Genomic DNA, 24,096 nt, shown 5'->3' with positions numbered 1-24,096 from the left:
CGCTGTTTTCCACAATGCGGAAATGTTTTTTCGGGATATGAAAATGCTAGTGCTCCCGAAACAACCCCGTCAAGAGAGTTCCGGGAGCTACCGGCCAGTACGGCACGAGATATACGAAATAGCCGATTCAGACGCGGATGTCGTCGACTCAGTCGCGGATATCGTCGTCCAGGCGCTCGCCCAGATCGTCCTTGTGATCCTCGGCTGCCGCGAACACCGAAGCGCCCGCTTTGTTTCCACGCTTGATCTCGTTGAACACCAGGTTCAACGCGATCGCCACCACCGCCGTGGCGGAGATGCCGGAGTGCATGATCACCCCGAGCCAGGTCGGGAACCTGTCCCAGAATGTCGGCGCCGCAATCGGAATCAGGCCCACGCCCATGGCCACCGCGACGATGACCATATTGAGGTTGTCGGTGAAGTCCACCCGCGCCAGCGTGCGGATACCGCTCGCTGCCACGGATCCGAACAGGACGATGCCCGCACCGCCCAGCACCGGATACGGAATCCCGGCCACCACCGCGCCCACCACCGGGAACAAGCCCAGCAGTACGAGCACCAAACCGCCTGTCGCGACCACGAATCGGCTCTTGATGCCGGTGAGCGCCACCAGTCCCACGTTCTGCGCGAAGGCGCTGCACGGGAAACTGCCGAACACCGGCGCGACCGTCGTGGACAGCATGTCGGCCCGCAGGCCGGCCGCCACCCGCGCCGAATCCACCTCGGTGCCGACGATCTCGCCGATGGCGAGGATATCGGCGGTGGTCTCGGTCATGATCACCAGGATCACGATGGTCATGGACACGATCGCCCCGGCCTCGAAGGCCGGCTCGCCGAAGTGCAGGATCGGCGGCAGCGCAATGATTTTCGCCTTGCCGACCGCCGAGAAGTCGGCGTGGTGGGTGACCACGGCCAGCAGGGTGCCGATCGCCAGGCCGATCAGGATCGACAGCCGCGAGATCGCGCCCTGGAAGAGCCGGCTGATCACCAGAATGATGAGCAGGGTCAGCCCCGCGAAACCGATATTGCCCATCGAGCCGTAGTCGGCCGCCTTGGGATCGTTGCCCATCGCCCACCGGAATGCGGTGGGCAGCAACGAGAGTCCGATCACCGTGATGATCGTCCCGGTCACCACGGCCGGGAAGAGCCGTACCAGCTTGGCGAAGAAACTGGACAGCACCAGCCCGATCAGACCGGCGACTATGATCGCGCCGAAGACCGGCCGGAGTCCGCCGTCGCTCGCGATGGTGACCATCGTCGAGACACTGGCGAACGAAATGCCCTGCACGATCGGCAATCTGGAGCCGACCGGCCCGATGCCGAGGGTCTGTAGCAGGGTGGCCAGACCGGAGAGGAACAGGCCCGCCGTCACCAGCAGGGCCATGTCCGACGCCGAGAGCCCGGCCGCACCGCCGACGATCAGCGGCGGTGCGATCACACCGCCGTACATCGTCAGGATGTGCTGAGTTCCGTAGACCACCAACTGGCCCAGGGGATGTCGCGCATCCTCGGGACGGGTGATGGTCTCTGTCACGCGGCTCTGGTCATCACCCATCGCCGCACCTCCTAGATCAGCACCGAGCCAATTAGCAAAAGCCCGGGGTGGCGAGCCAGGCGTTCCCGGCCTCGTTGGCGTCGTCGCGCTCGACGGTGGCCTCGATCAGGCCGTACGGACGGTCCGCGGCGATGAAGACCTCGCCCGGGTTGTCCACATTGAAGGGGCTCAGGTCCACCAGGAAGTGGTGCTTGTTCGGGGCCGAGAAACGGATCTCGGCGACCTCGGTGAACTGCTCGAGCACCGCGCGGCCCATGGAGTAGAGGGTCTGCTGCAGCGCCAGCGAGTGCACCACGGCGAACTGCCGCAGGATGGTCTTGAGGATCGCGTCGTAGGTCTTGTCCCAGTCGACGTCGGTGTGGTTGTAGCGCCACCGGGCCACCAGCGAGGTCGCCATGATGCGGTCGTTGGTCGGCTGCAGGGTGGTGTACTTGTCCTTGAAGAAGCCGTGGAACTCCGAGCCCGTGGTCTTCAGCAGGGTCAGGTCCTTCACGCCCGAGACCACGTGGGCCTTGCGGTCCGGGCCGACGCCGTCGACATTCACCACGGTGGTGCGTACGCCCCGGCCCGACTTCACGAACGAGTGATCGTGGCCCTGGCCGTCGACCTCGATGCGATCCCAGGCGTACTCCTCGATCTCGACGCGCGCACCGGTGGCGGTGGGGGCCCGGGAGATGAAGTGGTCGGCGAGGGTGAGACCGAACTCCTCGATGGAGTGCACGCCCTTCTCCTTGGCGAAGGAGAAGGCGGTGTTCTTCTGGGTGTCGGTGGGCAGCACGTCGCCCTGGTCACCGGTGATGTGGGCGTCGGTGAAGTCGCCGCGCAGCGCCGAGGAGACGTTCAGGTCGCGGATCTGGTGGCGCGGGGTGTCGCGGTAGACGCGGACGACGCGGTTCTCGGCCTTGCCGTACTGGTTCTGTCCCAGCTTGATTGCCATGTGAGTTCAGCTTCCTCGGTAGGTGGAGTAGGCGAAGGGGCTCATGAGCAGGGGCACGTGATAGTGCTCGCCCGCCGCCCCGGCGACCTTGAAGGTGATGGAGACCGACGGGTAGAAGTAGGTCTGATTCGTTGCGGCGGCATAGCTTTCGATATCGAAGGTGAGCCGGTAGACACCGGCCGCGAGCCCTTCGGGGCCGAGATCTCGGATCCGGCCGTCGTCATCGGTCTTGCCCTCGGCCAGCACCCGCGCGTCCGGGCCGACCTGTTCCAGCCGCACCTCGACACCGGCCGCGGGCTTGCCCAGCGCGGAGTCCAGGATGTGCGTCGTAATGGTGCTCACTGCTCGAATACCTTTCGCAGGCGCAGGACCGCGATCTTGCGCAGCTCCTCGGCCACCACGGCCGCCTCGGTGGCGTCGTCGTTGGTGAGGCGCTGGTGCAGGCTCGCCAGAATCTGCTCGGCGGACAGGCCGGTGGCACAGATCAGGAAGACCCGGCCGAAACGCTTCTCGTAGGCGCGATTGCCGTCCAGCAGCTGCGCGGCGATGGCCACGTCCTGACCGACCCCGGCCTGCTCCTGGCGGGACCACGCGGATCCGGTGTCGGTGCCCGACACGCGGTCACCGATGCGGGGGTGCGCGGCCAGCGCGCGATCCACCTCGGCTCCGCTCAGGGCGCCGGCCAGCTCGCCGGCCCGGGCGAGCACGCTGCCGATATCGGCATAGGGCCGGGCCGCCAGCACGCCGTCGGCCCAGGCGGGCACGTCACAGCAGGTCAGCAGGTCCGGCCGGAGTTGTTCCCCGGCTGTCGAATTGAATTCGCTCAATGTCACCATCGGCGCTACCTCTCTCGGATAGCGGAAGGGTGATTCCGCTACTCGAGAAGAGTGTCACGGGCCACAACAACTCGTCAACATTTTGTTGAAAATATACAGAGACTGCAGGTCAGGACGCTAGCCGAGCATACGTGCCGGCCAACCCGAAACGCTGACAGCGGCGGAGGGCCGACCGTGGTCGACCCTCCGCCGCTGATCATCGCACCGGCGTCGGCTAGGTATTCTGCGCGGCCGGTGGCGCCGCCAGGGCGGCGCCGGTGCGGGATCTGAACAGCTGGTGCAACACCAGGGCCGCCAGACAGCCCGCACTGATCCCCGACGCCAGGATGATCGACACCGGTGCCGGCAGACCGGCGTAGAACGAGGGCGCGACCGTCGGTGTCATGCCGATGAACAGCGCGACGCCCACGATCAGGGAGTTGATCGGATCGTGCAGATCGGCCTTGGCCAGGGTGCGGATACCGCTCGCGGCGACCGTCCCGAACAGTACGAGACCCGTTCCGCCCAGAGCCGGTTTCGGCACCAGCTCCACCACCGCGCTCGCCACCGGGAACAGCCCCAGCAACACCAGCAGCGCACCGCCGGCGGCCACGACGAAACGGCTGTACATGCGGGTGAGCGCCACCAGTCCGACGTTCTGCGCGAAAGCGCCGCAGGCGAATCCGCCCATGACCGAGGCCAGCATGGTGCCGACACCGGCCGCCCGCAGACCGCCCGCGATGTGCTGCTCCTCGGCGGGCCGGTCCACGATCTCGCCGAGCGCGATCATGGTCGCGGTCGACTCGGTCATCACCACGAGCATCACGATGCACAGCGAGACGATCGCACCGATCTGGAACTGCGGTGCACCGAAGTGCATGGGCGGTATGAAACCGACCAGCGCGCTGTTGCGCACCGGGCCCGTATCCAGCAGTCCCAGTGGCCATCCCGCCAGCGAACCCGCGACCAGTCCGATCAGCAGGGCCAGCTGCCGCCCGAACCCTTTCAGGAATCGATGGCACAGCAGCACGACCACCAGCGCGATCGCCGCGTCCAGCAGGTTCTTCAGCGGCACGTGCGCCGAGCCCATGGAGCCCTCGCCCGCGCCGCTGATCCAGCCGAGCGCGACCGGCAGCAGCGACAGGCCGATGAGCGAGATGACCGTGCCACCCACGATCGGCGGGAAAAACCGGTGCAGCCGTGAGAAATACGGGGCGGCGAGGACGGCCAGCATGCCCGCCACCAGGGTGGCCCCGAAGATGACCGGCAGCGCCTCGCCCGGCGCGGCGTCCTTGGCGATCGCCAGGATCGGTCCCACCGCCGCGAACGATCCGCCATTGATGAGCGGCAGCCGCGCGCCGAACTTCCACCAGCCCAGGGACTGCAGCAGGGTGGCCAGTCCGGCGGTGAACAGGCTCACGGTGATGAGCATGACCGTGTCCCGGGTGCCCAGGCCGACCGCGGCGCCCACGATCAGCGGAGGCGCCACGACGCCGGCGACCATGGCGGCGATATGCTGCAGACCGCCGGCGAGCAACTGCCAGGGCGGCGGGACGACATCGACCGGATGTCGTTCGGGCGCTTCGGGTTCCAGGACCGCCGATGCGGTGGACTCCGGCGTGGAGGGAGTTCCCGGGACGCCGGGTGCGGATTCAGCAGTCACGGGCGGGCCGGCCCCCTCGATCAGCGGAGGAAGCAGCACTTCCGTCGCGCAGTCGGCCCGATCGCGACGGCCGGACGACCGTCGAAAGTCTTCGGTATGGCGTCGCAACTCTTTGGCCCGCAGGTGAACCGCGTTCGCTCAACGTCTCCATTGGCGCAACCTCTCTCGGATAGCGGAAGGGTCATTCCGCTATCCGAGAAGAGTGGCACGGGCCACATTGGCCGTCAACAATTCGTTGAATATATATCGGTCGGCCGACAGCCCGGTCAGGCGCGTTCGCGGTTCAGGTAGTTGTAGACGGTGAAGCGGGTGACACCCAACGCCGCCGCCACGGTCTCCGCCGACTTACGGAACGTGAAGGCGCCCCGCTCTTCCAGCAATCGCACAGCACGCTGCTTCTCGACGCGCGGCAGTCCGGCCAGCGGCCCGCCCAGCTCTGCCGCCACCTCGTCCAGCAGCCGCTCCAGGCCGCCGAGGGTGTCGGACTCGGGCTGACCGAAACGCACGCAGGCCAGGGTCGTTCCTTCCCAGACCAGGGGGACGTCGTCGGCGGTGGCCTCCTGCGCGGGCACCAGGCGGCCGCCGGTTCTCTCCAGCAGCGGGGCGAGGGTCACCAGCACGGGGTGCGACTCGTCCATCGGCGAACGCTCAGTCATCCTGCTCGACCTGCATGGTCACCCGGGTCGCCCCGTGCGCGAATGCGGTCACCATGATCTCGCCCAGCACCGGCAGCAGTCGGTCGTCGGTCCCGGCCACCGAGGTGCCGAGCGGACCGAAATCGCATTCCAAACCGGCCGATTCGGCGAGTTCGAGGGCCGCTCTGGCATGCGGCGGCGTCTCCCCTTCGCCGTGGAACGGTTCGGTCGTGAACTCCGCGCGTAGCCGCATGGGCCTCAGGCTACTGGGCAGAACAGGTGATCTACGATCTGCCCTAGAATTCCGGCATTCGGAAAAACTGAGGAGGACCGGGGTGCCAGCAGCGAAGGAGCCCAAGAGCGGCACCGGCGGCGTGCAGTCCATCGAGCGCGCGTTCGCCCTGCTGGAGCTGATGGCCGACGAGGGCGGCATGATGGGCCTGTCCCAGCTCGCCACGGAGTCGGGGCTGCCGCTGCCGACCATTCACCGGTTGGTGCGCACCCTGGTGGATCTGGGTTACCTGCACCAGGAGCCGTCACGCAAGTATGTGCTGGGCCCCAAGCTGATCAAGCTCGGTGAGAGCTCCTCGCAGATGCTGGCGGTGCTGGCCCGCCCGCACCTGTCCCGGCTGGTCGATGAGCTCGGTGAATCCGCGAACATGGCCATGCTGGACGGCGATCAGATCGTCTATGTGGCGCAGGTGCAGTCGCGGCACTCCATGCGCATGTTCACCGAGGTGGGCCGGCGGGTGCTGCCGCACTGCACGGCCGTGGGCAAGGCCATCCTGGCCGGATCGGCGCCGGATCTGACCCGAGAGCTGTTGCAGCGCACCGGAATGCCGCGCTACACCGACAACACCATCACCGATCCGGAGGAGTTCGCCCGGCAGCTGGACGAGGCCGCGCGCACCGGATACGCCATGGACGAGGGCGAGCAGGAGCTCGGCGTGCGCTGCGTGGCGGTCGCGGTGCCCAAAGCGCCTGCCCGGCTGGCGATTTCGGTGTCCGGCCCGGTGGGCCGGATGACCGAGGAGCTCATCGACCGCGCCGCACCGCTGCTGACAGAGGTCGCCGCCGCCCTGTCCGACGACCTCCGATAGTTCTCGAATCTCCTACGCAGCGATCTCACCGGCGGTTCTCGGTCGGTTACCAGACAGCGATGTCCTAATCGACCTCATAGAACCCGCGAAAATTCGCGGACCAGGCAATTCGAAAAGGATTCTGCCATGACGACCCCCGAACCGGCCGCGACGCCCGACGAGCCTCGAACAACCGAGCTTCCAGACGCGGCCACAACCCCCGCAACCTCACAGCGACCCATCACTCGCCCGCCGAACAATATCGGCTGGGCCGTCGCGTCCCTCCTGTTCTTCTGGCCCCTCTCCTTCTCCGCGTTCACCCACGCCCTGAACGTCTTTCCCCTGTGGTCCGAAGGCGATGCCGACGGCGCCCGCTACGCCTCGCACCGAGCCCGCTACCTCGGCATCCTCTCCCTCTGGATCGGCGGCGCCCTCTTCGTCCTGTTCGCCATCCTCTACATCGTGGGCATGCTGGTCCTCATGCACCACGGCCATCACGGCCACCACAATTGGGGCGGCCCGGGCCCGCGGATGCACCGCGGCTGACCGTTCCGGGGCCCGTGCACGACAGTGCGCGGGCCCCAATTTCCTCCCATACCTCGCACAACTTCTTCCAGTACCTCGGAAAACCGATCGCTGCCAACAATTCCCATAATCTGGACAGATCCGAGAGGGTTCCGGTTTCGAATCCTGATGCGAAGTCATCGACATCTCGGAATGAGGTTTCCCTATGGGCACAAGGCAGCCCACAAGTTCGGTTCAGCTTTGTCGGCGTGCGGCCCGGGTCGCCGTTGCGGGGGCTCTTCCCCTCTCCCTGGCTCTTCTGGGAGTAACACCCGCCCTGGCCGAGGAAGCGCCACCGGCCGTGGCGAGTCAGCCGGCCCTGGATATCCCGGACTCGTCGATTCACATCGGCACCCTCCAGCTCGACCGGCCGTTCTTTCTGACCCCCGAGCAGACCCAGCAGATCAATACCGCGACCACGGGCACGGAAACCGGTCTGGCGCAGTCGCTGGAAGCGGCCGGGCTCGACCATGCCCGCTCCACCAGTGTCGCGAAGGCCATCCTCGGTGACGCGGCCATCGGCGCGTCGGTCGGGTCCGTCCTGGCCAGTCCGATCGCGTGGACCGGCGCACTGGTCGGCGTGGTCTCGGGCGCGATCGCCGGACTTCCCTTCGCGCCGATCGGCCTGGTCATCGTCCCGGCCATCGGCGGCGTCATCGGCTATGCCATGATCGCCGCGCCGTTCATGGCGCTCGGCGCCGGTGTCGGAGCGGCCGTCGGCGTGGCGGACGGTCTGATCAATCCGGCACCGGCAACCCAGCCCGGCCCGGCTGCCCCCCAGCCCAGCTGAACGCTGTGCCGCTCAGCTGAATCCTATTGGGAGACAACGAGTTCCAGCAGCGCATAGAGCTCGCGCTGCTGGTTCGCGTCCAGCACGGCCAGCGCCGGTACCGACCCGAAGACCTGCTCATCGAGCTGGGTGCGGAGCGCTTCCCCGGCCGGGGTCAGCGTGACCAGGCGGGCGCGGCGGTCGGTCGGATGAATCTGCTTCTGCACCAAGCCCTGTGACTCGAGCCGGTCGATCGAGGTGGCCGTATTGGACAGGTCCGCCCCGAGCCGGGCGGACAACTCCTTGAGGGTCAGCGGTTCCGCGAGGTGACCCAGCGCCTTGGCCTGCACCGGAGTGACGCCGAGGCGGGTCGTGGTGACCGCGAAGTGGTTTCGGACCAGGGCGACGGCGCGCTGCAGCACATCGACCAGTTCGGCGGTGGTGGGCTGGCGCTGCTCATCGGTCACTCGCCCACTCTACCGGCGCGCGCCCATAAATTAGTGGTTGACCACCAACAGTTTTGGTCGCACACTCTCATTTATTAGTGGTACACCACCAATAAATGGAGAGTCATGACAACCGCACCTCCCGTGGCGAGCCGAGCCACCCTCCGCTACCTCACCCTGGGCCTGCTCTGCTCGGTCCAGATGATGCTCAACCTCGACGACACGGTCGTGAACGTCGCACTGCCCACTATCCAGCGGCACCTGCACATGTCCGAGACCGACCTGACCTGGATCATCAATGCCTACCTGCTGCTGTTCGGCGGCTTTCTGCTGATCGGCGGGCGCACCGCGGACCTGTTCGGCGGCAAGCGCGTGTTCCTGATCGGCGTGACGGTCTTCGGCCTCTCCTCGCTGGCCACCGGCCTGGCGCAGGACTCGGCCATGCTCATCGCCAGCCGCGCGGGTCAGGGCATCGGCGGCGCGTTCGCCAGCCCCGCCGCCCTGAGCATCGTCGCCGGACTCTTCGCCGAACCCCGCGAACGCAGTCGCGCCCTGGGCATTTGGGCCGGGCTGGGCGGTCTGGCGGCGACCCTCGGTGTCGTCCTCTCCGGGGTCATCACCGAATATGCCGGGTGGCGTTGGTGTTTCCTCATCAATGTGCCGGTCGCGGTCCTGGCACTGGTCCTGGTACACCGGCTGCTCCCGGACAATCGCCCGCCCCGCACCGACATCCGTCTCGACGGCCTGAGCGCGGCCCTGATCACCGGCGCGATCGCCGCCCTCGACCTCGGCCTCATCGACAGCGGCCACTCCGCCGGCCTCGCCACCGCAGCCCGCATCACCCTGGGCCTGATGCTGCTGGCCGCATTCCTGCTGCGCGCCGGCCGTTCCCGGGCCCCGATGATCCCGCTGTCCTTTTTCCGGGACCGCGACCGCGCCGTCGCCAACACCGCGAACATCCTCTTCTGCTCGGCCATCCTGTCGATGCTCTTCTTCCTGACCCTGTACCTCCAGCAGGTCCTCCGCTTCACCCCGCTCCGCACCGGCCTGGCCTGGCTCCCGTTCTGTGCCCTGGTCATCGCCGGTTTCGCCGCCGCCGCCGGCCTCGTCCCCAGGGTCGGCGTCCGCCCGATCCTGGTTGCCGCCATGGCCTCCGGCGCCGTCGGCATGCTGCTGCTCGCCCGGATCCCGGCGACCGCCTCCTACCCGGACCTCCTTCCCGGCATGCTGACCGCCGGTTTCGGCATGGGCCTGGGGTTCGTCTCCATCACCATCGCCGCCGTCGGCGAGACCCACGCCGATATCACCGGCCTGGCCTCCGGTTTCGTCACCACCACCCAGCAACTGGGCGGGGCTCTGGGACTCGGCGTCCTGACCACCATTGCCCTCCATCACCGCACTGCCCGGCTGGCCGCCGGCGCCTCCCCCACCGAGGCTCTGGCCCAGGGTTTCCAGCTCACCTACCTGGTGAGTGCGGGAATCCTCACCCTCGCAGCCCTTCTCGCCGCCGTCGGCATCACCGCGACGGCGGGCGCCGCCCGCCCCGAACCGGTGCCCGTCGCCTGACCGACCGTTGAAATCCCGGCACCCCGGTGATCCGTGGCGAAGACGGCCCAAGCACCGGCGTAGATTGTCATCCACGCTGCTCGGGCCGTCTTCTTCGATGAAGGGATCCGGTGATGGGTGTGTCGACTCGATGCCGAGTGGGTGCGGTCCTGGCGATCGTGCTGACCGTGGCCGCGGGTGCCTGCGGATCCGATCGGGGCGGTGAGACACAGAGCTCCGGCACCAACTCCCCCGAAGCCGCGCAGATCGCCGATATCGTGCGCACCAAACTGACCCAACTCGACCTCACCGCAGCGGTTTTCGGAGTGTGGCGGGGCAAGGAGCCGATCACCATCGGCGCGGCGGGCGACTCGCCGCTGGGCATCCCCGCGACCAGCGACATGCAGCTGCGGGTGGGCCAGCCCATGGAGCCGATGCTGTCCACCGTGCTGTGGCATCTGGACGCGGCCGGCACCCTGTCCATGGACCAGCCGATCGCCAAATGGCTGCCGGCCTTCCCGCGCGCCGACCGGATCACCCCGCGCATGCTCGCCGACAGCACCTCCGGAATCTCCGACTACGTCACCGACCCCGACTTCCTGAAACGCTTCGCCGACAATCCATTCCACACCTGGACCGCCCAGGAGCTGTTCGACCTGGCCAATGCCCGCCCGCCCCTGTTCGATCCCGGCACCAGCTTCGCCTACGCCCACAGCGACCTGGTCGTCCTGGGCGAGGTGCTGCAGCTGGCCAGCGGCAAATCGCTGGGCGACCTGATCTCCCAGTACGTCCTGGGCCCGCTCGGCATGCGGCATTCCGCGGTGGTCCGCACCGCCCGGATCGACGAGCCGATCCTGCACGGCTACACCGACGAGCGAAAGATCTTCGAAGACGCCACCTTCTGGAACCCGACGGCCTTCCTGCACTCCGGCAACATGAATTCCACCGTCACCGACGTGGGCCGCTGGGTCCGGGCCCTCGGCACGGGAGAACTGCTCTCCACCAGCCAGTTCCAGCAGATGATGGCCCCCTCCACCGCCGGCCTCGGCCCGCTCACCGCCCAGAAGTTCTTCGCCTTCGGCGTCCCCCACATGGCCGACTGGCTGTTCATGAACCCCGCCTACGGCGGCTACAACGGCATCGCCCTCTACGACACCAAATCGGGCACCACCATCGTCGTCTACGCCACCCTGGGCCCGACCGCCAAGCCCGGCACCGACAACGCCATCCCCATCGGCGCCGCCATCGCCACCCTGCTGGTGCCCGACCGCCCGCCGCCCCTGCCCTGATCCGGAACATCCGTGGAGATCATCAGGGAAGGCCTGCTCAGCGGATAGGCTGAGCGCGACGCCCGGGTCCTGACGCAGGTCGGCCGAGAGGAGTTAGCGATGAGCGCCGAGGATGCCGCCGCCCCACCGGCCCTGGCCGGTGACCTGTCGGGAATCGTCGGGCGACATCTGATCTATGCGTACGAGAACGGCTGGAAGTTCGACCTCTACGTGCGCAATTCGCAGACTGTCGCCTTCCGCTGCCTGATGGGACCGATGTTCGGGCGCTGGTCCACGGCGCAACCGGCCAAGATGATCCAGCTCAGCGGCGATATGTACAAGCTCGCCTGGGTGGAGCCGACCGGGGCGGTCACCGTGCTCATCGTCTGGCTCCGCGAGCGCCGGGTGCACACGACGATCTGCTATCCGCAGTGGATGCTCGACTTTCCCGAGAGCACCCTGGGCCATTACGAGGACGACATCCCGCAGATCATCGCCGACCGCGACCAGGGCCCCACCTACCCGCAAACCCTGGTCGCCTCCACCGGCCGCATCACCTACCTCGAAACCCGGGAACCCGACGACGACACCGTCATCGACTGCCCACCGGCCAAACTCCCCCTCGATTACGCGAATCGCACCAACTGATTCGACGGTGGGTCACCGATGAGTTCTGCGCGCCCGCGGCGTCTATGCCTACAACACGCACTCTGTGAACCCGGTGAGGGAGGATCCTGTGAGCACCAACCCGCTGCCGCCCGTCGTCGACATCGACACCTGGCGGACCGAACTCGAAGCACTGCGTCTCCGTGAGAAGGCCGCGACCCGCGAGCTCGACGCCATCGCCGCCCAGCGCCGCCGCCTGCCGATGGTCGAACTGCCCGATTACACCCTGGAAGGCGAGGACGGCCCGGTCCGCCTGGCCGACGTCTTCGCCGGCAAGTCCCAATTGATCGTCTACAGCCACATGTGGTTCCCGGGCGAGGAATGGCAATGCCCCGGTTGCACCGGATTCACGTCGCAATTCACCCGTTTGGAATTCCTGGACCTCTACGACGCCCGCTTCGTCATCGTCACCCAGGGCCCGATCGACGAGGCCCTCGCCTACAAGCGCCGCGTCGGCAACCAGATGCCCTGGTACTCCACGGCCAACAGCCCATTCGGCGCGGACATCGACGCCCCGCCCGGCGGCGGCTTCGGCGTCAACGTCTTCCTCCGCGGCGGCGACACCGTCTACCGCACCTGGCACACCAACGGCCGCGGCGTCGAACAACTCACCCACACCTTCCCCCTCATCGACCTCCTCCCCTACGGCCGCCAGGAAGACTGGCAAGACGTCCCCACCGGCTGGCCCCAGTCCCCCACCTACAACCGCTGGCCCAGCTCCAAAGACATCGCCGCCACCTACGGCAACCCGAATCCCTGAGGCCGCCAAGGGAATAACGGATACCCGGCCGATCACGAATCGAGTTGCGTTCCCGTCCAACACGATTCACAGCAAACCGACGGTTCAGTTCATTGTTTTGTAACAGGTTCCAGTTAGGGTTTGCGGCGTGTTCCTTCGACGTGATCGTTCGGGCCTGTCCGAGCTGGCGCGCGATCCGCGCGCCGACCACTATCCGATGCCGACGGTGCCCGAGGGCTGGTATGCGGTCTTGCGCAGCAAGCACCTCCGGTCCGGAAAGATCGTGAATCTGCACTACTTCGGTCGCGCGCTGATCGCCTTCCGGGGCAGCGACGGCCGGGCCACCGTCCGCGACGCACACTGCCCGCATTACGGCGCCCATCTCGGGGCCGGGGGCCGGGTGGTGGACGGGCAGGTGGAGTGCCCGTTCCACGGCTGGCGTTTCGATGCCGACGGTGCCTGCGCCTCAGCGCCTTTCGCGCCCCGCCCGCCGCGGGTGACGCTGGGCGGTTTCCCGGTGCGCGAGCACAGCGGGCTGATCTTCGTCTACTCCGGTGCCGGCGAACCGCTGTGGGAAGTGCCCGAGATCCCCGAGGCCACCGATCGCGCCTTCGCCCGTCCCATCGACGATGTCCTGCAATCGCGCATCCACATCCAGGAGATGCGCGAGAACATCGTCGACGAATCCCACTTCCACCACATCCACGGCCAGAGCGAGCCCCCCGTCCAGGAACTCATCCCCGACGGCCCTTTCGCCGAAATCCACACCCGCTTCTGCAAACCCGTCCTCGGCTACCCGGTCGACAACAGCTTCGACGTCTTCATGTACGGCCCCGGCGTCATGGTCGTCCGTACCACCGGCGCACTGATCACCATGACCGCCATCGCTCTCACCACCCCCATCGACGACACCACCAGCGAACTCCGCATGCTCTACTACATCCGCCGCCGCCCCGGATTCCCCTTCGCCGCACCGATTCTCAAACTCGCCCTCCGCCTGGTCGCCTTCGGCGAGGTCCGCGAAGAACTGGCCATCTGGGACCACAAGATCCACCGCCCCCGCCCCGTCCTCCTCCCCCACGAGAAGGGCATCAAGTCCCTCCGCCGGTGGTACGCCCAGTTCTACCCACCTCACTCTCCAGAAGAGGTCTTCGCGACCGACACCGCCCGTCAGCTGGAGGCCCTCGGCTAGCGAAGAAGCGGTCGCACCCGATCATCGCTCCGTGATCACATTTGCCGCTGTATGCGTCTTTGTACCTGGAGAGCGTCTCCTGCCGATGCTCTGCTGATCCCATGGCAAATCGCACGACGCGACTCGAACCCGTCAACGACCTGGACGCGGCCCTTCGCACCATCTCCGAGTTCAACCGCATCCTCATCGCCGCGGATACGAAGGTCGGGCTGTTGCTGACCGCGAACGGGTTCGCCTTGATGGGGCTGGTGAGCTCGCATCCGAAGCCGGTGAACCTGGCGATCTACATGACGGCGACCGCACTCGAATTGAGCTTGATCGTATGCATGGGTTATCTCGCTGCCACACTTCGGCCGAATCTTCGTAGCTCCGGGGCCGGGAACTGGTTCGGTTTCCCGACCTTCCCGGCCGAGGCCGGCAAGCGTCCGGCAGCACCGGAGCTCGCCGACTACGCCTGGCGGCAGGCGGCTGCTCTCGCCGAGATCGCCCAGCGCAAGTACCGACGTTTCGGAGTCGCGTTGCGCTGGAGCGTCATCAGCCTGATCATTTTCCTGATCTGGTACACCGTGGTATTGCTCGGCACCGCTGCGTAATTACTTCGTGGATGCCTGGTGGCTCCATTGCCCTGCCGGTGAAACACACGGACGCGAATCGCCCACGCAAGTTCCGCTGTTCCACCACAGGAATCCGAGGATGACGAGTACCGCCGCGATCAGGCGGCGGTGCTTGCCGACCGTGGTCAGCACCCGCAGCACCGCGGTGAGTACGACTTCGAGTCCGTCGGCCAGTGCCAACACCCCGTCCCCGTAGCTGTACACGAAGGGCCCCGGCGCGCGGCCGGACCTGACCACGAATTTGGTGACCACCCATTCCGGTGCCAGCAGCAGGGCGGGCACCGGCGCGGTCACCAGATCCACCCGGCCCAATAGCTTCTCGCTCAGCCAGGGCACGAGCTTGCCGACCAGAACTTGGAGGACGAAGAACAGCGTGACCACCAGGACGATGAATTCCACGGACTCCGCCCACCACGCCGAGAAGCCGAAGTCGGCGAGGAGTTTGTCCAGCTGTGCGACCAGGTTCCCCGCCACCGGAAAATCGGTCAGCGGACTGTCCGCCAAGGATCGACTAGATATCGTCATCGTCGTCCTCGTCGTAGTCCTCATCGGACTCCACGATCTCGGCGTCCTCGACCGAGAGAGCCGATGACGCACTCAGCTCCGGAGTCTGTCCCGCGAGGACGGACGCGGCCGCCAGCGGTGTCGGACTCCAATGGTCCGCAACAGCTTTGGTCGTGCGCGCCATGATGTCCCGGACATCCCCCCGATTGAGGAGACGCTGCTCCAGCAGCGCGCTCAGCATGGTATGCGCGTTGTCATAGTCCACCTGGCGCTGATGCATCATCAGCTTGATGACATCGTTCACATCGTCACGGTTGGAGGACAGCCTGAGCGCGATCATGCTCTCCGCACCCGATTGCAGCGCGTCCGAGTAGAAGCTCATGCGCTGCCGTTCCATATCGAGTGCGTGCTGCTGCTCGATCCTGGCCTGTTCCTGCTCGAACAGCGCGCTCTGCACGTCCAACTCGTGCTGGATCACATTCTCCCCCTTTTGGAGCTCGGCCTTGTGCCGCTTGGCGCGATGCTCCGCATCGCGTCGTTCCTCTTCCCGGTCGTCATATGTCACCTGCTGCATATGAAGTTTGGTGCTCGACTCCGCAGCGAGCTTCACCAAGCAGCTCAGCATCGTGATGCCGCAACGCAATTCGGACGGCCCACCGGCGAAGTGGCCGTTGATCCGCTGCTCGGCCTCAGCGAAGCGTTCGACCTCGAACTCTCGGCTTATCGTACGGAGCTCCTTCGTGAGGAAGGGCCCGTAGATTGCCTCGCCGCCGGTCACCTTCTCCCGCACCGCGCGCACCGGATCACCGATCCGCCACGACAGGTCGACCTCGGCAATGAAGTTGAAAACACCTTCAGCAGTGGGCAGTTCGAGATTGATCGTGTCGTGATGCGCCGAGGTGTCCACCCAGTACACCCCGGTGGCAGGGTTGTAGAAGACCTCGGACGCCGAGGGCCGCCGACCCATCAGCGCGAGGCCGCCGGCCCGGTCGACGGCGACCGCTGCGGTATGCCCGCCCGAGGACGGACGGAACTTTCGCCAGGAGGTGCGCGTCATCTCCTCGTAGCGGATCAATGGGTTCGAATCGCCGGAATACATTGTCAATTCGTCCTTCTCGAATGAAGTGCGTCAAGCAAGGCCGCAACGGCGCGAACCGGGCCGTTGCGTTCCTCCGCCCACCTGCGGAGGTGATCGGGCAGGATCTCGGTGTCGCCGATGGCTTCTTCGAGATCGATCAGCAGACTCGCCAGCGGTCCCAGGAACTGCGAATCCTTGTCCGCGATCCGGACCCAGCGCCGAATCTCCTGGTACGCCTCGGGTCCGAAGTACGGTGCTTCCATCAGACGCGCGAAGAGCACGACGATATCGTCGCGGTGTTCGCGCAACTCATCGGCCAGCCACACCATCGCCGGCCACGCCCGTCCTCCGCGGGGAGTGTCGACCTCGAGGTCGAAGCTCAACTCCAGCACGCACTGGAACCCGGCGGCGCGCATACGGATTCGGTCGGAGCCGGTCCAGCTCCGCAGTTCGCCGAGAATACGGCCGGTCAGCTCGGGCACTTTGAAGAGCTGCATCATGCTGTAACACACGGCCTCCTGCACCGGGAGTTCGCCGCTACGGACAGCGCGACGCAGCAACTCGAGCGCGCGATTCGGCATGAGCTGCCCCACCGTACTGCCGAGCGCCGCGGCGGCCGTCACACGCCGCGGCAACGGCTGATCACCCCGCAGCCACGCCGCGAGCATCCGGGTGACCAAGGGTGCGAGTTCCGGTTGCAGGCTGGGGAACTGCAACGCGCCGATGGCGGCGAACCGGTCGTGCCCCTGGCCGCTGTCCGCCCACGGTTCGATGATCAGCTGCCTGGCGTGCTCGAACTCGAAGGTGGACAAAACAACCCCGCCGCGACTCCGACGCGCGTGCACACGCGGAGGTCGGGATCATTGCCGAGTTCCCGCATCCAATCCCGGACCAGCTGATGGGCGGTGTGGTATTCCTGCCACACGTACTCGAGAATGCGACGCGGATAGCGATCGTCGACGAATCGTGCCGCTTCGACGGGGATTCGGCCGAACTCGGTGTCCTCCGATGACAGGAAGAGCTCCGCGCGGGCCTTGTCCAGGATTTCGGCGCTGCGCGCGCCGAACACCGGCTGTGCGGGTGTGGTGTCGTCGGGTGTCTCCACCCGGGCGATGATCTCCGCCAGCATCCTGCCCGCGCTCGATACGATATGCAGCGGCATCTTGTTGAAGATCGCCAGCGCGATCGCGAACGCGCGGACCTCGCCGTCCAATTCATCGAACCACTGCCGGAAATGGCCGTCGACCGTTGCGGAGTGACGGTCGACGACGTCGGCGATATCGCTCCGCCCGGCGGCCACTTCCGCCAGTTCTGCGGCCAACACGGCGAGATCCCTTGCAGGCGGCCGATATTCGGCCACGTAGGCCAGGAGCGAGGTCACCTCGACGCGGTCGAGGATGTCCGAACCGGCGCCTCGAAGCCGCCAGAGCAGATGCTTACGTACCAGTTCCGCTACGTCGGCGGGCTCACCCGCTTCGACCAGATACGGCTCGATGTCAGCCGATAGCTCGGTCTTGTCGCCCACGATGACGACCAGCCGGCAGTCCTGTTCGGCCAGCTTCTGGCTCAACTGCTCGAGATGAAAGACATGCAGGGTTCTCGCCTGCTCGATCTCCAGGGACTCGAGCAGGTATCCGGTCTTCGGAGTGAACTCGATATCCAGCGCCCGCAGCCGGACGTCAGGATTCAGCTTGTGCACACCGGCAGAGCACGATTCGTGGAGCGCACGGAGCGATGTCGCCGTCCGGCCCCAACCCTGTGGCGCACGAAGCAGCAGTAGCGGCTGCGCGCGGAGCCGGTCACGAACCTCCGCGAATCCCGGCGGCGGAACGAAGGTGTTCTCCAGGTCCATCAGTACTGTGGCCGACACCTTTCCGCTGGGCACGAGACCCGATCCGGAGGGACCGGTATGACTGTCGCGCCCTATCAGAGTGCCGATTCGCGCCCCTCCGAAGATCACGGTGTGAGCGTTGACCGACGCTCCCCGTAGCGCGTCGACGGCGTCGGACAGGGCGTCGACGGCATTCTTCGCCTCGCGGCGTCTGGTCGGATCCCCGGCCCGCTTCCGAACCTTGTCATCCTCGAACTCGCGACGCCGGGGGCCCGAGTCCGCCGCGGATTTGCCACCCTCCGGCTCCTCACCGTTGGCAACCGCGTCGCCGGAAGAGTCGGACTGCTCCGGGCGCACCGGAACGTCCTGGTGCTCGGCCTCTTCGGCCTTGGTTTCTCCCGAGCCAGGCCCGCTCATACCGACCCGCCGTAGTAGTCCCGACCGACGAATGTGTCGGACTGCAGGTCGCCCATGACCACCGTGTTGGCGGTGACAGCATCGAGTCCGTCGACGCGGGCCGCGGCCTTCTTGCCCGGAGCACCCGCCCCCTCCGACGAACTGTCGGGAAACGGCGGCTGCGAGTAACCCGGTACGCGAACCCAGATCCGGACGTCACCGTCCTTCGTGCCGATCATGGTGCTGCGATATTCGGTGGAAGTCACTGTGGGGCGGTAGTTATGGCGTACCACCCCCTGGTACACGACATCGGAGACGACGATCACGCCGGTGGCGCGAGCGGCCAGTTCCAAGGTCTTCTTGACCATCGGCGAGTCGTTCAGCCCGAAGGTCGCGTTCAGCGCGTCGCTCGACCAGCCGTGCTCGTCCTGGTTCACATAACCCTCGTGGACCGCGATGCGTACTCGCAACCAGTCGGGCGGATCGACCGCGAAATTGTACTGACGCACGCCGGCCAGGAATCCCCCGGCGAAGTGATCGAGCACGTCCAGCACGGGAAGATCGAGGATGACCAGGAAGCCGTCTCCTCGATCCTCCTTCGCCACAACAGTTTCCGGATACGAGATGGTCTCGTCCACTATGCGGTAGAGCGCAGCGCGCATCGCCTCGAGTTCGCGGTTGTGCCGTCCCCGCGAATTCTCGACGTCGACCACCACGAATGATCGGTGCTTCGGTTCGGTCATGCTTCCTCCCTGGAGGTTTCGAGTCGCGTCATGTCTAATGGGGATGACGGGGCACGTCTGCGTCCAAATACACACTCGGAAGATCCCTGGCAATTTCGCCGAGTAGTTCGGGCCGGAGTAGTTCCACACGACGCCGTGCGGTCCGCACCACACCTTGGTCACGAAGTCGCTTCAACGCCTTGACCACAGCTTCGCGCGATGCGCCCGCCGCGTGCGCCAGTTCCGCCTGCGACAGCGGCAACGCGATGAGGACCCGATCGCCATCGGTGCGCCCGTACAGTTCGGAGTAGTCGAGCAACAGGCGCGCGATGCGCTCGTCGACGGTGTACGCGCCGTACTCGAGACGCCTCTTGTCCGCTTCTCGTACACGGTTGACCACTATTCGCAGTACACCGACAGCGGCTTTGCCATCCTTGATCAGGATGGCGCGAAACTCACTGCCCTGGATGACGACCGCGCTCACCGGTGAGAGTGCGGTGACCGTCGCGGACCGCTCGCTGCCGTCGATTGCCGCGAACTCTCCGACCAGATCGTCCGGTCCGCGGATGGCCAACAGGACCTGCTTCCCGCTCGTCGCCGACGAGGTCACCTTCACCCGGCCGGTTTCGATCACCACGACATGGTCGGACGAGTCACCCTCGCGTAAAAGTGCTGCCCCTGCGGGCCACCGACGCCGCACACCCGCATTGATCAGGACATCTCGGGTATGCCGCGCAATTTCGTCGAACTCCAGCGCCCACTCCCCCTAGCAACAATGGTCGTATCCGGTTACCGCTATGCCGATCTCATAATGAAATGGCCACGGAACCTGCTCACGTAGGGTAGTGACGGGTTCACGAACTTGGATCCCTATTTTCCCGACACAGGAAAACTTCCGGCCCCAAAATCCGCCCAACCGGTCGCTACGACACAGCGCATTCTCCGATAAATCCCTGCACCTCTGCGTGTTTCGGCCACAGCGCCCTGATAATGCGTCGGCGCAGGAACACCTTTGAGCCAGAACAAAATGCAGAACAACCAAAGTGGCACGACAGTAGGAATTGATCACACGAATTCAACTTGCCTGAACACGATTTGAATGACTGGGTACACGACGATGTTCGGGTATGAAACAAAAGATGCTACCCCGACCCAGCGGCACCATGACCACCTCCTTCGTGAGCAATTACTGGGTCCGGCCAGTACTGGCGGGTGAGAGGCACCGGTACCGCGGTGCGATGCCCGGAAGTGGTTGACGTCCCTATGTTTCCGGTGTGCGAGTGATGATGGTCGCGATGCTGGTCCTGCTGTGCTTCGGAATCGGTGGCGGTAAGGCCGAAGCGCAACCCGGACCAGCCGATCCCGAGCAGGAGCAGGTGGCCTTCGACAGCGACGGGGTGACGCTCCACGGTGCGGTCTACCGGCCCACGGGGGCCGGGCCGCATCCGGGGATCGTGCTCATCGGCGGATCGGGGCCGGGGCCTCGGGCCGAATACCATCCCGAGGCAGCAGCTTTCGCTCGCGCGGGCATCACCACACTGGTTGTGGACAAGCGCACTGTCGGATACTCGACCGGCCACCGAGACTTCTCTGTACTGGCCGACGATGCGCTCGCCGGGGTGCGACTGCTGCGGGATCGGCCCGATGTGGATGCCGCTCACGTCGGCCTGTGGGGGTTCAGCGAGGGCGGCTGGGTGGCGACACTCGCGGCGTCCCGCTCGTCGACGGTCGGTTTCGTGGCCACCATCGGCGGGTCCGGACTGACACCCTTACGCACCCAAACCTGGTATCTCTCGAATCTCCTTCGGCACAACGGCGTTTCCGGCCACCTGCCGGATGCAGTGAGCGGCCCCGGCGCTGCTGTGGTCGACGGACTCGGCGCGTTCCCGGAAGCGGACTACGACCCGGTGCCCGCTCTGCGGCGAGTGCGGGTGCCCGTGCTGGCGCTGTGGGGTGACCACGATGTGAAGGTGCCGAGCGGCGAGAGCGCGGCAATCTTCCAACGCGAACTGGCAGCCGCCGGAAATCATTCGGTGACAACATGTTTCGTACCAAATGCCGGCCACAACGGCCATCGCACCACCGACGGCTTCGACAGCGTCGGCGGCGAGCTCTTCGAGGGCAAGCCGCTCGGCGAACTCGACCCCGGCTACACCGACGTCATGACCGACTGGATCCACGCGGTAGCGGCCGATCAAGCACCACCCACCAGCGCCGCCACCTCGCCCCAGCAGCCAGCCGGCCGCGCGCCAGGCGCCCACCCCGGCCTCGAGTACGCAGCACTGGCTGCCCTATTGCTCGGCTTCGCCACCTACCCACTCTCTGCCCTCGGCCGGATGATACTGCGACGCAGTCCATCCGAAGCGGGCCGCGGACCACGCCGGGCAGCTCGAGCAGTATCCGCCATCGGACTGCTGGCCATCCTGGGCACCGTGACCTACGTCGTAGGAATCCTGGCCATAGGTGGCAAGCTACCGCCAAAGGCCTTCACCCTCGGCCAGCCACTGCCCTGGCTCCTGCTCCATGGACTGGCATTGGCAGTCCCGGTAACCGCAGCCGTCCTGGCCCTGTCGATCTGGCGCGCACGAGCCCAAATGCACGTACCGCTACGTCGGCAGACTCTCGTACTGCTGGCAACTGCAGTGGCATTCGTGCCCTGGGCCCTGCACTGGCAATTGTTCAGCCGATGAGCCGGCTCACCACCAAAATCGGACGATCCGTCTCGCAGCGAACATCCCTGATCAACCAGACAACAGCGCAAGTTGCGTCATCTTCCGTGCCACCGCCCCAACTTCGGCTGCAGACAACGGGAGCGAAACATATTGGCAGGCAGCAACATCAGTGCCATTGCCGTGAGGGCGCACGGTTCCCACTACACCGCCGACGTAGTAGCAGCGCGTCGACTCCCAACCTCGCCGGGACTGAAGGTCATAGAAGTATTCGACGAACTCACAGAGATAAGCCGGCTCACCTGCCAGCCGAAGTCCCGTCTCCTCCAGCAGCTCCCGATCGAGAGCATCCAGACGCCCCTCTCCAGGCTCGAGACCCCCACCGGGCAAATCCCATCTCCCCTTCTGTCCGGTGCCATCTCGAACCAGCAGCACCGCATTGTGGCAGAGCGCCACGAGGTACGCGGACGTCCGTTGAACCAGTTCAGCTTCGGGCACCAGGTGAGCATCGCCGTTGATGTCACAACACAGATACATCCTGCTCATATGGCCTCCGGGTCGGGCCGAACCTCCCACGGACACAAGTAACTCTGCGCCCGGCGTCGCTGAGCGCCATGGTGAGCATGATCCGCTCAGGCCTGGTGACACGCCAGACGCGAAACGCAACGATAGGCTAGGTACATGGCCGACGAACAAGAAGTCCCAGCCGAGCTACTCGCGGGTGATGCTATCGAGTCGCCTGAGGAGACGACCAAACGCAAGTTCCGGGAAGCACTCGACCGAAAGAATGGCCACGCCTCCGCAGGCGGTTCCGCCCAACACTCCGCCAAGGTGCGCGGCACGCACGCTCAAGCAGGCGGCAAACGCACCTTCCGCCGCCGAGCAGGCGGCTAGACGCGGAAGCGTTGCCGTAACTCCGGCTGCCACGTCAACAGCAGAATGACGAAGGCCCGGTCCATGCGGACCGGGCCTTCGCAGTGGACATACCGAGTTCGCCAGGGTCGGCTCATGGCGCACGCGCGGCCGCCATCGCGGCGATCGCGGATGATGCGCTGCTGGGCTATACACCGGCCTCGACCGGACAGGACGCGCGCTTCCTGGACTGCTCGGCCGACAGTTGGATAGTGCTGCCCGGCTCGACCTTTGCGGTCGAAGCAGTCGTGGCCCCGCGCAGACTGGAGTCGAGTGGATCGTGGTGCCGCGGCGCGTGTCCGGTGCACGGAAGTCCCGCCGATCGAGGGTCGGGATCGAATCGGTTTCGGCCAATAGTCCACAATCAGGCGTCAACCCGGTGTTCCGAGGGCACTCAGGATCGCCAGTGCGTCCTCCCGCGCGGATGAGTACACATCCGAGGCGAGTTCGCGAAGCTGTGCCACGAGTCGACTCCGGTCCGCCGCATTGCCCCACCGAGGATCGCTCGTGATCGCATCCCGAATGTCCTCGGCAGTCAGCAGATCCGCCGAGCACTCGACCAATGCCGCTAGGACCAGGCATAGTTCGTACGGCGCGTCATAATGCTGGTCCAAGAAGCCTTCAGCCGTGGCATGTATGGCCGCGAGGTCCTGCCCGTCATCCTGCAACCGACGCAGCAGACCCGATACCCCGCGGATGCTCGCATTCATAGTGGCCACTCTGACACAGTGTCATTCGTGAATAGCGATTCGTTCTGGCGCATCATCGACGCCGCCGGCACAGACCGTGCACCGTTCGCCGAAGCGTTGGTCGATCACCTGGCGGACCTCGCGCCGGAAGAAATCCTCGAATACCAGGACCACTTCCTCAATATCCATGACGCCCTTTACCGCTGGGACGTATGGGCAGCCGCATACCTGATCGGCGACGGTTGCTCGGACGATGGGTTCGAAGACTTCCGCGCCGGCGTCATCGCGCTCGGCAAAGACTGGACCGACAAGGTATCCGCCAACCCCGACAACCTGGCCGACCATCCGGTCGTGATCGCCGCGGCCGCAGAATACGACCAAGACGCGATAGCCGACGAAACCGTCCTCTACGCAGCCATGACCGCCTACGAACGAGGTACGGGCGAGGGCACCTTCACCGAAGCATGGCAACAGTTCCAGGCCACCGCCCCAGACAGCGAGCCGATGACGGCAACCGATGAGGACCTCGACTTCCCCGACATGGGCGAGCCGTTCGATTTCTCCGACCACGAGCAGATGCACCAGCGACTCCCCCGGCTCGCCGCCCTCTACCTCCACCGGGATTCGTAGACCGAACGGCGACCACGCGTGGCACCGTCACAGGCACGCGGAACGGAAAAGGCGAGTGCTCGCCATGAGCACTCGCCTCCGTCAGTGGAGCTGCCGGGAATCGAACCCGGTCCGAGGCAATGGCAGCGGGATCGAAACCGTCTCTACCTGGGAAAGTAGATCACTGGAGATCACACCA

At 65.9% G+C, this 24,096-nt stretch carries 27 protein-coding genes; 12 read left to right on the top strand and 15 right to left on the bottom strand.

Translation table 11 applies throughout. The features are described 5' to 3' along the window. Nucleotides 1-148: 148 nt before the first annotated feature. The 7 genes from ACFXIV_RS12290 to ACFXIV_RS12260 form a co-directional block, all read right to left on the bottom strand. Entirely contained in the window at nt 149-1,555 is a 1,407-nt protein-coding gene (locus ACFXIV_RS12290) for a nucleobase:cation symporter-2 family protein (protein WP_379399770.1), read from the bottom strand. Nucleotides 1,556-1,586: 31 nt separating this feature from the next. Next, nucleotides 1,587-2,492, bottom strand: coding sequence for a factor-independent urate hydroxylase (gene pucL / locus ACFXIV_RS12285; protein ID WP_379399771.1), 906 nt, complete (start codon nt 2,490-2,492; stop codon nt 1,587-1,589). 6 nt (nt 2,493-2,498) lie between these two features. Beyond that, complete coding sequence (gene uraH / locus ACFXIV_RS12280) at nt 2,499-2,843, bottom strand: hydroxyisourate hydrolase (protein WP_354840832.1); 345 nt, start codon at nt 2,841-2,843, stop codon at nt 2,499-2,501. Continuing rightward, the gene (gene uraD / locus ACFXIV_RS12275) at nt 2,831-3,328 is read right to left on the bottom strand and encodes a 2-oxo-4-hydroxy-4-carboxy-5-ureidoimidazoline decarboxylase (protein WP_379399772.1); all 498 of its coding nucleotides are present in this window, start codon (nt 3,326-3,328) and stop codon (nt 2,831-2,833) included. Before uraD ends, uraH begins: the two co-directional genes overlap by 13 nt. Nucleotides 3,329-3,542: 214 nt before the next feature. Further along, the gene (locus ACFXIV_RS12270; protein WP_379399773.1) at nt 3,543-4,970 is read right to left on the bottom strand and encodes a nucleobase:cation symporter-2 family protein; all 1,428 of its coding nucleotides are present in this window, start codon (nt 4,968-4,970) and stop codon (nt 3,543-3,545) included. A 266-nt stretch (nt 4,971-5,236) separates the two neighbouring features. Beyond that, entirely contained in the window at nt 5,237-5,608 is a 372-nt protein-coding gene (locus ACFXIV_RS12265) for a helix-turn-helix domain-containing protein (protein WP_379421248.1), read from the bottom strand. Between the two features lie 10 nt (nt 5,609-5,618). Further along, entirely contained in the window at nt 5,619-5,858 is a 240-nt protein-coding gene (locus tag ACFXIV_RS12260) for a thiamine-binding protein (protein WP_356999696.1), read from the bottom strand. Between the two features lie 82 nt (nt 5,859-5,940). Here ACFXIV_RS12260 and ACFXIV_RS12255 point away from each other — a divergent pair, with 82 nt between their 5' ends. The 3 genes from ACFXIV_RS12255 (at nt 5,941) to ACFXIV_RS12245 (ending at nt 8,038) form a co-directional block, all read left to right on the top strand. Beyond that, complete coding sequence (locus ACFXIV_RS12255; RefSeq protein ID WP_379379229.1) at nt 5,941-6,705, top strand: IclR family transcriptional regulator; 765 nt, start codon at nt 5,941-5,943, stop codon at nt 6,703-6,705. Between the two features lie 126 nt (nt 6,706-6,831). Beyond that, the gene (locus tag ACFXIV_RS12250) at nt 6,832-7,230 is read left to right on the top strand and encodes a CD225/dispanin family protein (RefSeq protein ID WP_379399775.1); all 399 of its coding nucleotides are present in this window, start codon (nt 6,832-6,834) and stop codon (nt 7,228-7,230) included. 319 nt (nt 7,231-7,549) lie between these two features. Beyond that, nucleotides 7,550-8,038 carry a hypothetical protein gene (locus ACFXIV_RS12245; RefSeq protein ID WP_379399776.1) on the top strand — a complete coding sequence of 163 codons (489 nt, stop codon included), beginning with the start codon at nt 7,550-7,552 and terminating at the stop codon, nt 8,036-8,038. Nucleotides 8,039-8,061: 23 nt separating this feature from the next. Here ACFXIV_RS12245 and ACFXIV_RS12240 read toward each other — a convergent pair whose 3' ends face one another. Further along, the gene (locus ACFXIV_RS12240; RefSeq protein ID WP_379399777.1) at nt 8,062-8,484 is read right to left on the bottom strand and encodes a MarR family winged helix-turn-helix transcriptional regulator; all 423 of its coding nucleotides are present in this window, start codon (nt 8,482-8,484) and stop codon (nt 8,062-8,064) included. Nucleotides 8,485-8,589: 105 nt separating this feature from the next. Here ACFXIV_RS12240 and ACFXIV_RS12235 point away from each other — a divergent pair, with 105 nt between their 5' ends. The 6 genes from ACFXIV_RS12235 (at nt 8,590) to ACFXIV_RS12210 (ending at nt 14,466) form a co-directional block, all read left to right on the top strand. Continuing rightward, nucleotides 8,590-10,029: an MFS transporter gene (locus ACFXIV_RS12235; protein ID WP_379399778.1), complete on the top strand. Its 1,440-nt coding sequence runs from the start codon at nt 8,590-8,592 to the stop codon at nt 10,027-10,029. Between the two features lie 113 nt (nt 10,030-10,142). Beyond that, nucleotides 10,143-11,297 (top strand): serine hydrolase domain-containing protein, encoded by a 1,155-nt coding sequence (locus ACFXIV_RS12230; protein WP_379399779.1) that lies wholly within the window; start codon nt 10,143-10,145, stop codon nt 11,295-11,297. A gap of 99 nt (nt 11,298-11,396) precedes the next feature. Beyond that, a complete protein-coding gene (locus ACFXIV_RS12225) occupies nt 11,397-11,924 on the top strand; it encodes a phenolic acid decarboxylase (protein WP_379399780.1) in 528 nt (175 codons plus the stop codon). 88 nt (nt 11,925-12,012) lie between these two features. Next, nucleotides 12,013-12,702 (top strand): DUF899 domain-containing protein, encoded by a 690-nt coding sequence (locus tag ACFXIV_RS12220; protein ID WP_379399781.1) that lies wholly within the window; start codon nt 12,013-12,015, stop codon nt 12,700-12,702. A gap of 127 nt (nt 12,703-12,829) precedes the next feature. Next, complete coding sequence (locus ACFXIV_RS12215) at nt 12,830-13,873, top strand: Rieske 2Fe-2S domain-containing protein (protein ID WP_379399782.1); 1,044 nt, start codon at nt 12,830-12,832, stop codon at nt 13,871-13,873. A gap of 101 nt (nt 13,874-13,974) precedes the next feature. Continuing rightward, nucleotides 13,975-14,466 carry a hypothetical protein gene (locus ACFXIV_RS12210; RefSeq protein ID WP_379399783.1) on the top strand — a complete coding sequence of 164 codons (492 nt, stop codon included), beginning with the start codon at nt 13,975-13,977 and terminating at the stop codon, nt 14,464-14,466. Here the strand turns inward: ACFXIV_RS12210 and ACFXIV_RS12205 are convergent, their stop codons facing one another. The 6 genes from ACFXIV_RS12205 to ACFXIV_RS12180 all read right to left on the bottom strand — a co-directional run bounded on the left by ACFXIV_RS12205 (nt 14,467) and on the right by ACFXIV_RS12180 (nt 19,718). Then, complete coding sequence (locus ACFXIV_RS12205; RefSeq protein WP_379399784.1) at nt 14,467-14,991, bottom strand: hypothetical protein; 525 nt, start codon at nt 14,989-14,991, stop codon at nt 14,467-14,469. A gap of 7 nt (nt 14,992-14,998) precedes the next feature. Further along, entirely contained in the window at nt 14,999-15,898 is a 900-nt protein-coding gene (locus ACFXIV_RS12200; protein WP_379399785.1) for a hypothetical protein, read from the bottom strand. Between the two features lie 194 nt (nt 15,899-16,092). Continuing rightward, a complete protein-coding gene (locus tag ACFXIV_RS12195) occupies nt 16,093-16,881 on the bottom strand; it encodes a hypothetical protein (RefSeq protein WP_379399786.1) in 789 nt (262 codons plus the stop codon). Then, nucleotides 16,845-18,317, bottom strand: a complete 1,473-nt coding sequence (locus ACFXIV_RS12190; RefSeq protein WP_379399787.1) for a hypothetical protein — start codon at nt 18,315-18,317, stop codon at nt 16,845-16,847. Before ACFXIV_RS12190 ends, ACFXIV_RS12195 begins: the two co-directional genes overlap by 37 nt. After that, nucleotides 18,314-19,039 (bottom strand): hypothetical protein, encoded by a 726-nt coding sequence (locus tag ACFXIV_RS12185; protein ID WP_379399788.1) that lies wholly within the window; start codon nt 19,037-19,039, stop codon nt 18,314-18,316. The genes ACFXIV_RS12190 and ACFXIV_RS12185 overlap by 4 nt, the downstream gene beginning before the upstream one ends. A 34-nt stretch (nt 19,040-19,073) precedes the next feature. After that, the gene (locus ACFXIV_RS12180; RefSeq protein WP_379399789.1) at nt 19,074-19,718 is read right to left on the bottom strand and encodes a Crp/Fnr family transcriptional regulator; all 645 of its coding nucleotides are present in this window, start codon (nt 19,716-19,718) and stop codon (nt 19,074-19,076) included. Between the two features lie 583 nt (nt 19,719-20,301). Here ACFXIV_RS12180 and ACFXIV_RS12175 point away from each other — a divergent pair. Continuing rightward, nucleotides 20,302-21,708 carry an alpha/beta hydrolase family protein gene (locus ACFXIV_RS12175; RefSeq protein WP_379399813.1) on the top strand — a complete coding sequence of 469 codons (1,407 nt, stop codon included), beginning with the start codon at nt 20,302-20,304 and terminating at the stop codon, nt 21,706-21,708. 51 nt (nt 21,709-21,759) lie between these two features. Here ACFXIV_RS12175 and ACFXIV_RS12170 read toward each other — a convergent pair whose 3' ends face one another. Further along, a complete protein-coding gene (locus ACFXIV_RS12170) occupies nt 21,760-22,233 on the bottom strand; it encodes an NUDIX domain-containing protein (protein WP_379399790.1) in 474 nt (157 codons plus the stop codon). A gap of 135 nt (nt 22,234-22,368) precedes the next feature. Between ACFXIV_RS12170 and ACFXIV_RS12165 the strand changes: the two genes are divergently transcribed. Both ACFXIV_RS12165 and ACFXIV_RS12160 read left to right on the top strand, forming a co-directional pair. Next, nucleotides 22,369-22,581, top strand: coding sequence for a DUF5302 domain-containing protein (locus tag ACFXIV_RS12165; RefSeq protein ID WP_379399791.1), 213 nt, complete (start codon nt 22,369-22,371; stop codon nt 22,579-22,581). A gap of 755 nt (nt 22,582-23,336) precedes the next feature. Continuing rightward, nucleotides 23,337-23,918 (top strand): DUF4240 domain-containing protein, encoded by a 582-nt coding sequence (locus tag ACFXIV_RS12160; RefSeq protein ID WP_379421247.1) that lies wholly within the window; start codon nt 23,337-23,339, stop codon nt 23,916-23,918. Nucleotides 23,919-24,096: the final 178 nt, after the last annotated feature.

Source organism: Nocardia sp. NPDC059236, from assembly GCF_042754085.1.
In the GTDB taxonomy this organism is placed as follows: domain Bacteria; phylum Actinomycetota; class Actinomycetes; order Mycobacteriales; family Mycobacteriaceae; genus Nocardia.
Note: the sequence above shows the minus strand (reverse complement) of the source record. Positions and strands in the feature narration are given on the sequence as shown.

What these genes read in the sequence shown, in the direction of transcription:
- ACFXIV_RS12290 (WP_379399770.1), bottom strand. Translation starts at nt 1,555, where the DNA reads ATGGGTGATGACCAGAGCCGCGTGACAGAGACCATCACCCGTCCCGAG.
- pucL (WP_379399771.1), bottom strand. Translation starts at nt 2,492, where the DNA reads ATGGCAATCAAGCTGGGACAGAACCAGTACGGCAAGGCCGAGAACCGC.
- uraD (WP_379399772.1), bottom strand. Translation starts at nt 3,328, where the DNA reads ATGGTGACATTGAGCGAATTCAATTCGACAGCCGGGGAACAACTCCGG.
- ACFXIV_RS12265 (WP_379421248.1), bottom strand. Translation starts at nt 5,608, where the DNA reads ATGGACGAGTCGCACCCCGTGCTGGTGACCCTCGCCCCGCTGCTGGAG.
- ACFXIV_RS12260 (WP_356999696.1), bottom strand. Translation starts at nt 5,858, where the DNA reads ATGCGGCTACGCGCGGAGTTCACGACCGAACCGTTCCACGGCGAAGGG.
- ACFXIV_RS12250 (WP_379399775.1), top strand. Translation starts at nt 6,832, where the DNA reads ATGACGACCCCCGAACCGGCCGCGACGCCCGACGAGCCTCGAACAACC.
- ACFXIV_RS12235 (WP_379399778.1), top strand. Translation starts at nt 8,590, where the DNA reads ATGACAACCGCACCTCCCGTGGCGAGCCGAGCCACCCTCCGCTACCTC.
- ACFXIV_RS12230 (WP_379399779.1), top strand. Translation starts at nt 10,143, where the DNA reads ATGGGTGTGTCGACTCGATGCCGAGTGGGTGCGGTCCTGGCGATCGTG.
- ACFXIV_RS12225 (WP_379399780.1), top strand. Translation starts at nt 11,397, where the DNA reads ATGAGCGCCGAGGATGCCGCCGCCCCACCGGCCCTGGCCGGTGACCTG.
- ACFXIV_RS12210 (WP_379399783.1), top strand. Translation starts at nt 13,975, where the DNA reads ATGGCAAATCGCACGACGCGACTCGAACCCGTCAACGACCTGGACGCG.
- ACFXIV_RS12190 (WP_379399787.1), bottom strand. Translation starts at nt 18,317, where the DNA reads ATGAGCGGGCCTGGCTCGGGAGAAACCAAGGCCGAAGAGGCCGAGCAC.
- ACFXIV_RS12185 (WP_379399788.1), bottom strand. Translation starts at nt 19,039, where the DNA reads ATGACCGAACCGAAGCACCGATCATTCGTGGTGGTCGACGTCGAGAAT.
- ACFXIV_RS12175 (WP_379399813.1), top strand. Translation starts at nt 20,302, where the DNA reads ATGATGGTCGCGATGCTGGTCCTGCTGTGCTTCGGAATCGGTGGCGGT.
- ACFXIV_RS12170 (WP_379399790.1), bottom strand. Translation starts at nt 22,233, where the DNA reads ATGAGCAGGATGTATCTGTGTTGTGACATCAACGGCGATGCTCACCTG.
- ACFXIV_RS12165 (WP_379399791.1), top strand. Translation starts at nt 22,369, where the DNA reads ATGGCCGACGAACAAGAAGTCCCAGCCGAGCTACTCGCGGGTGATGCT.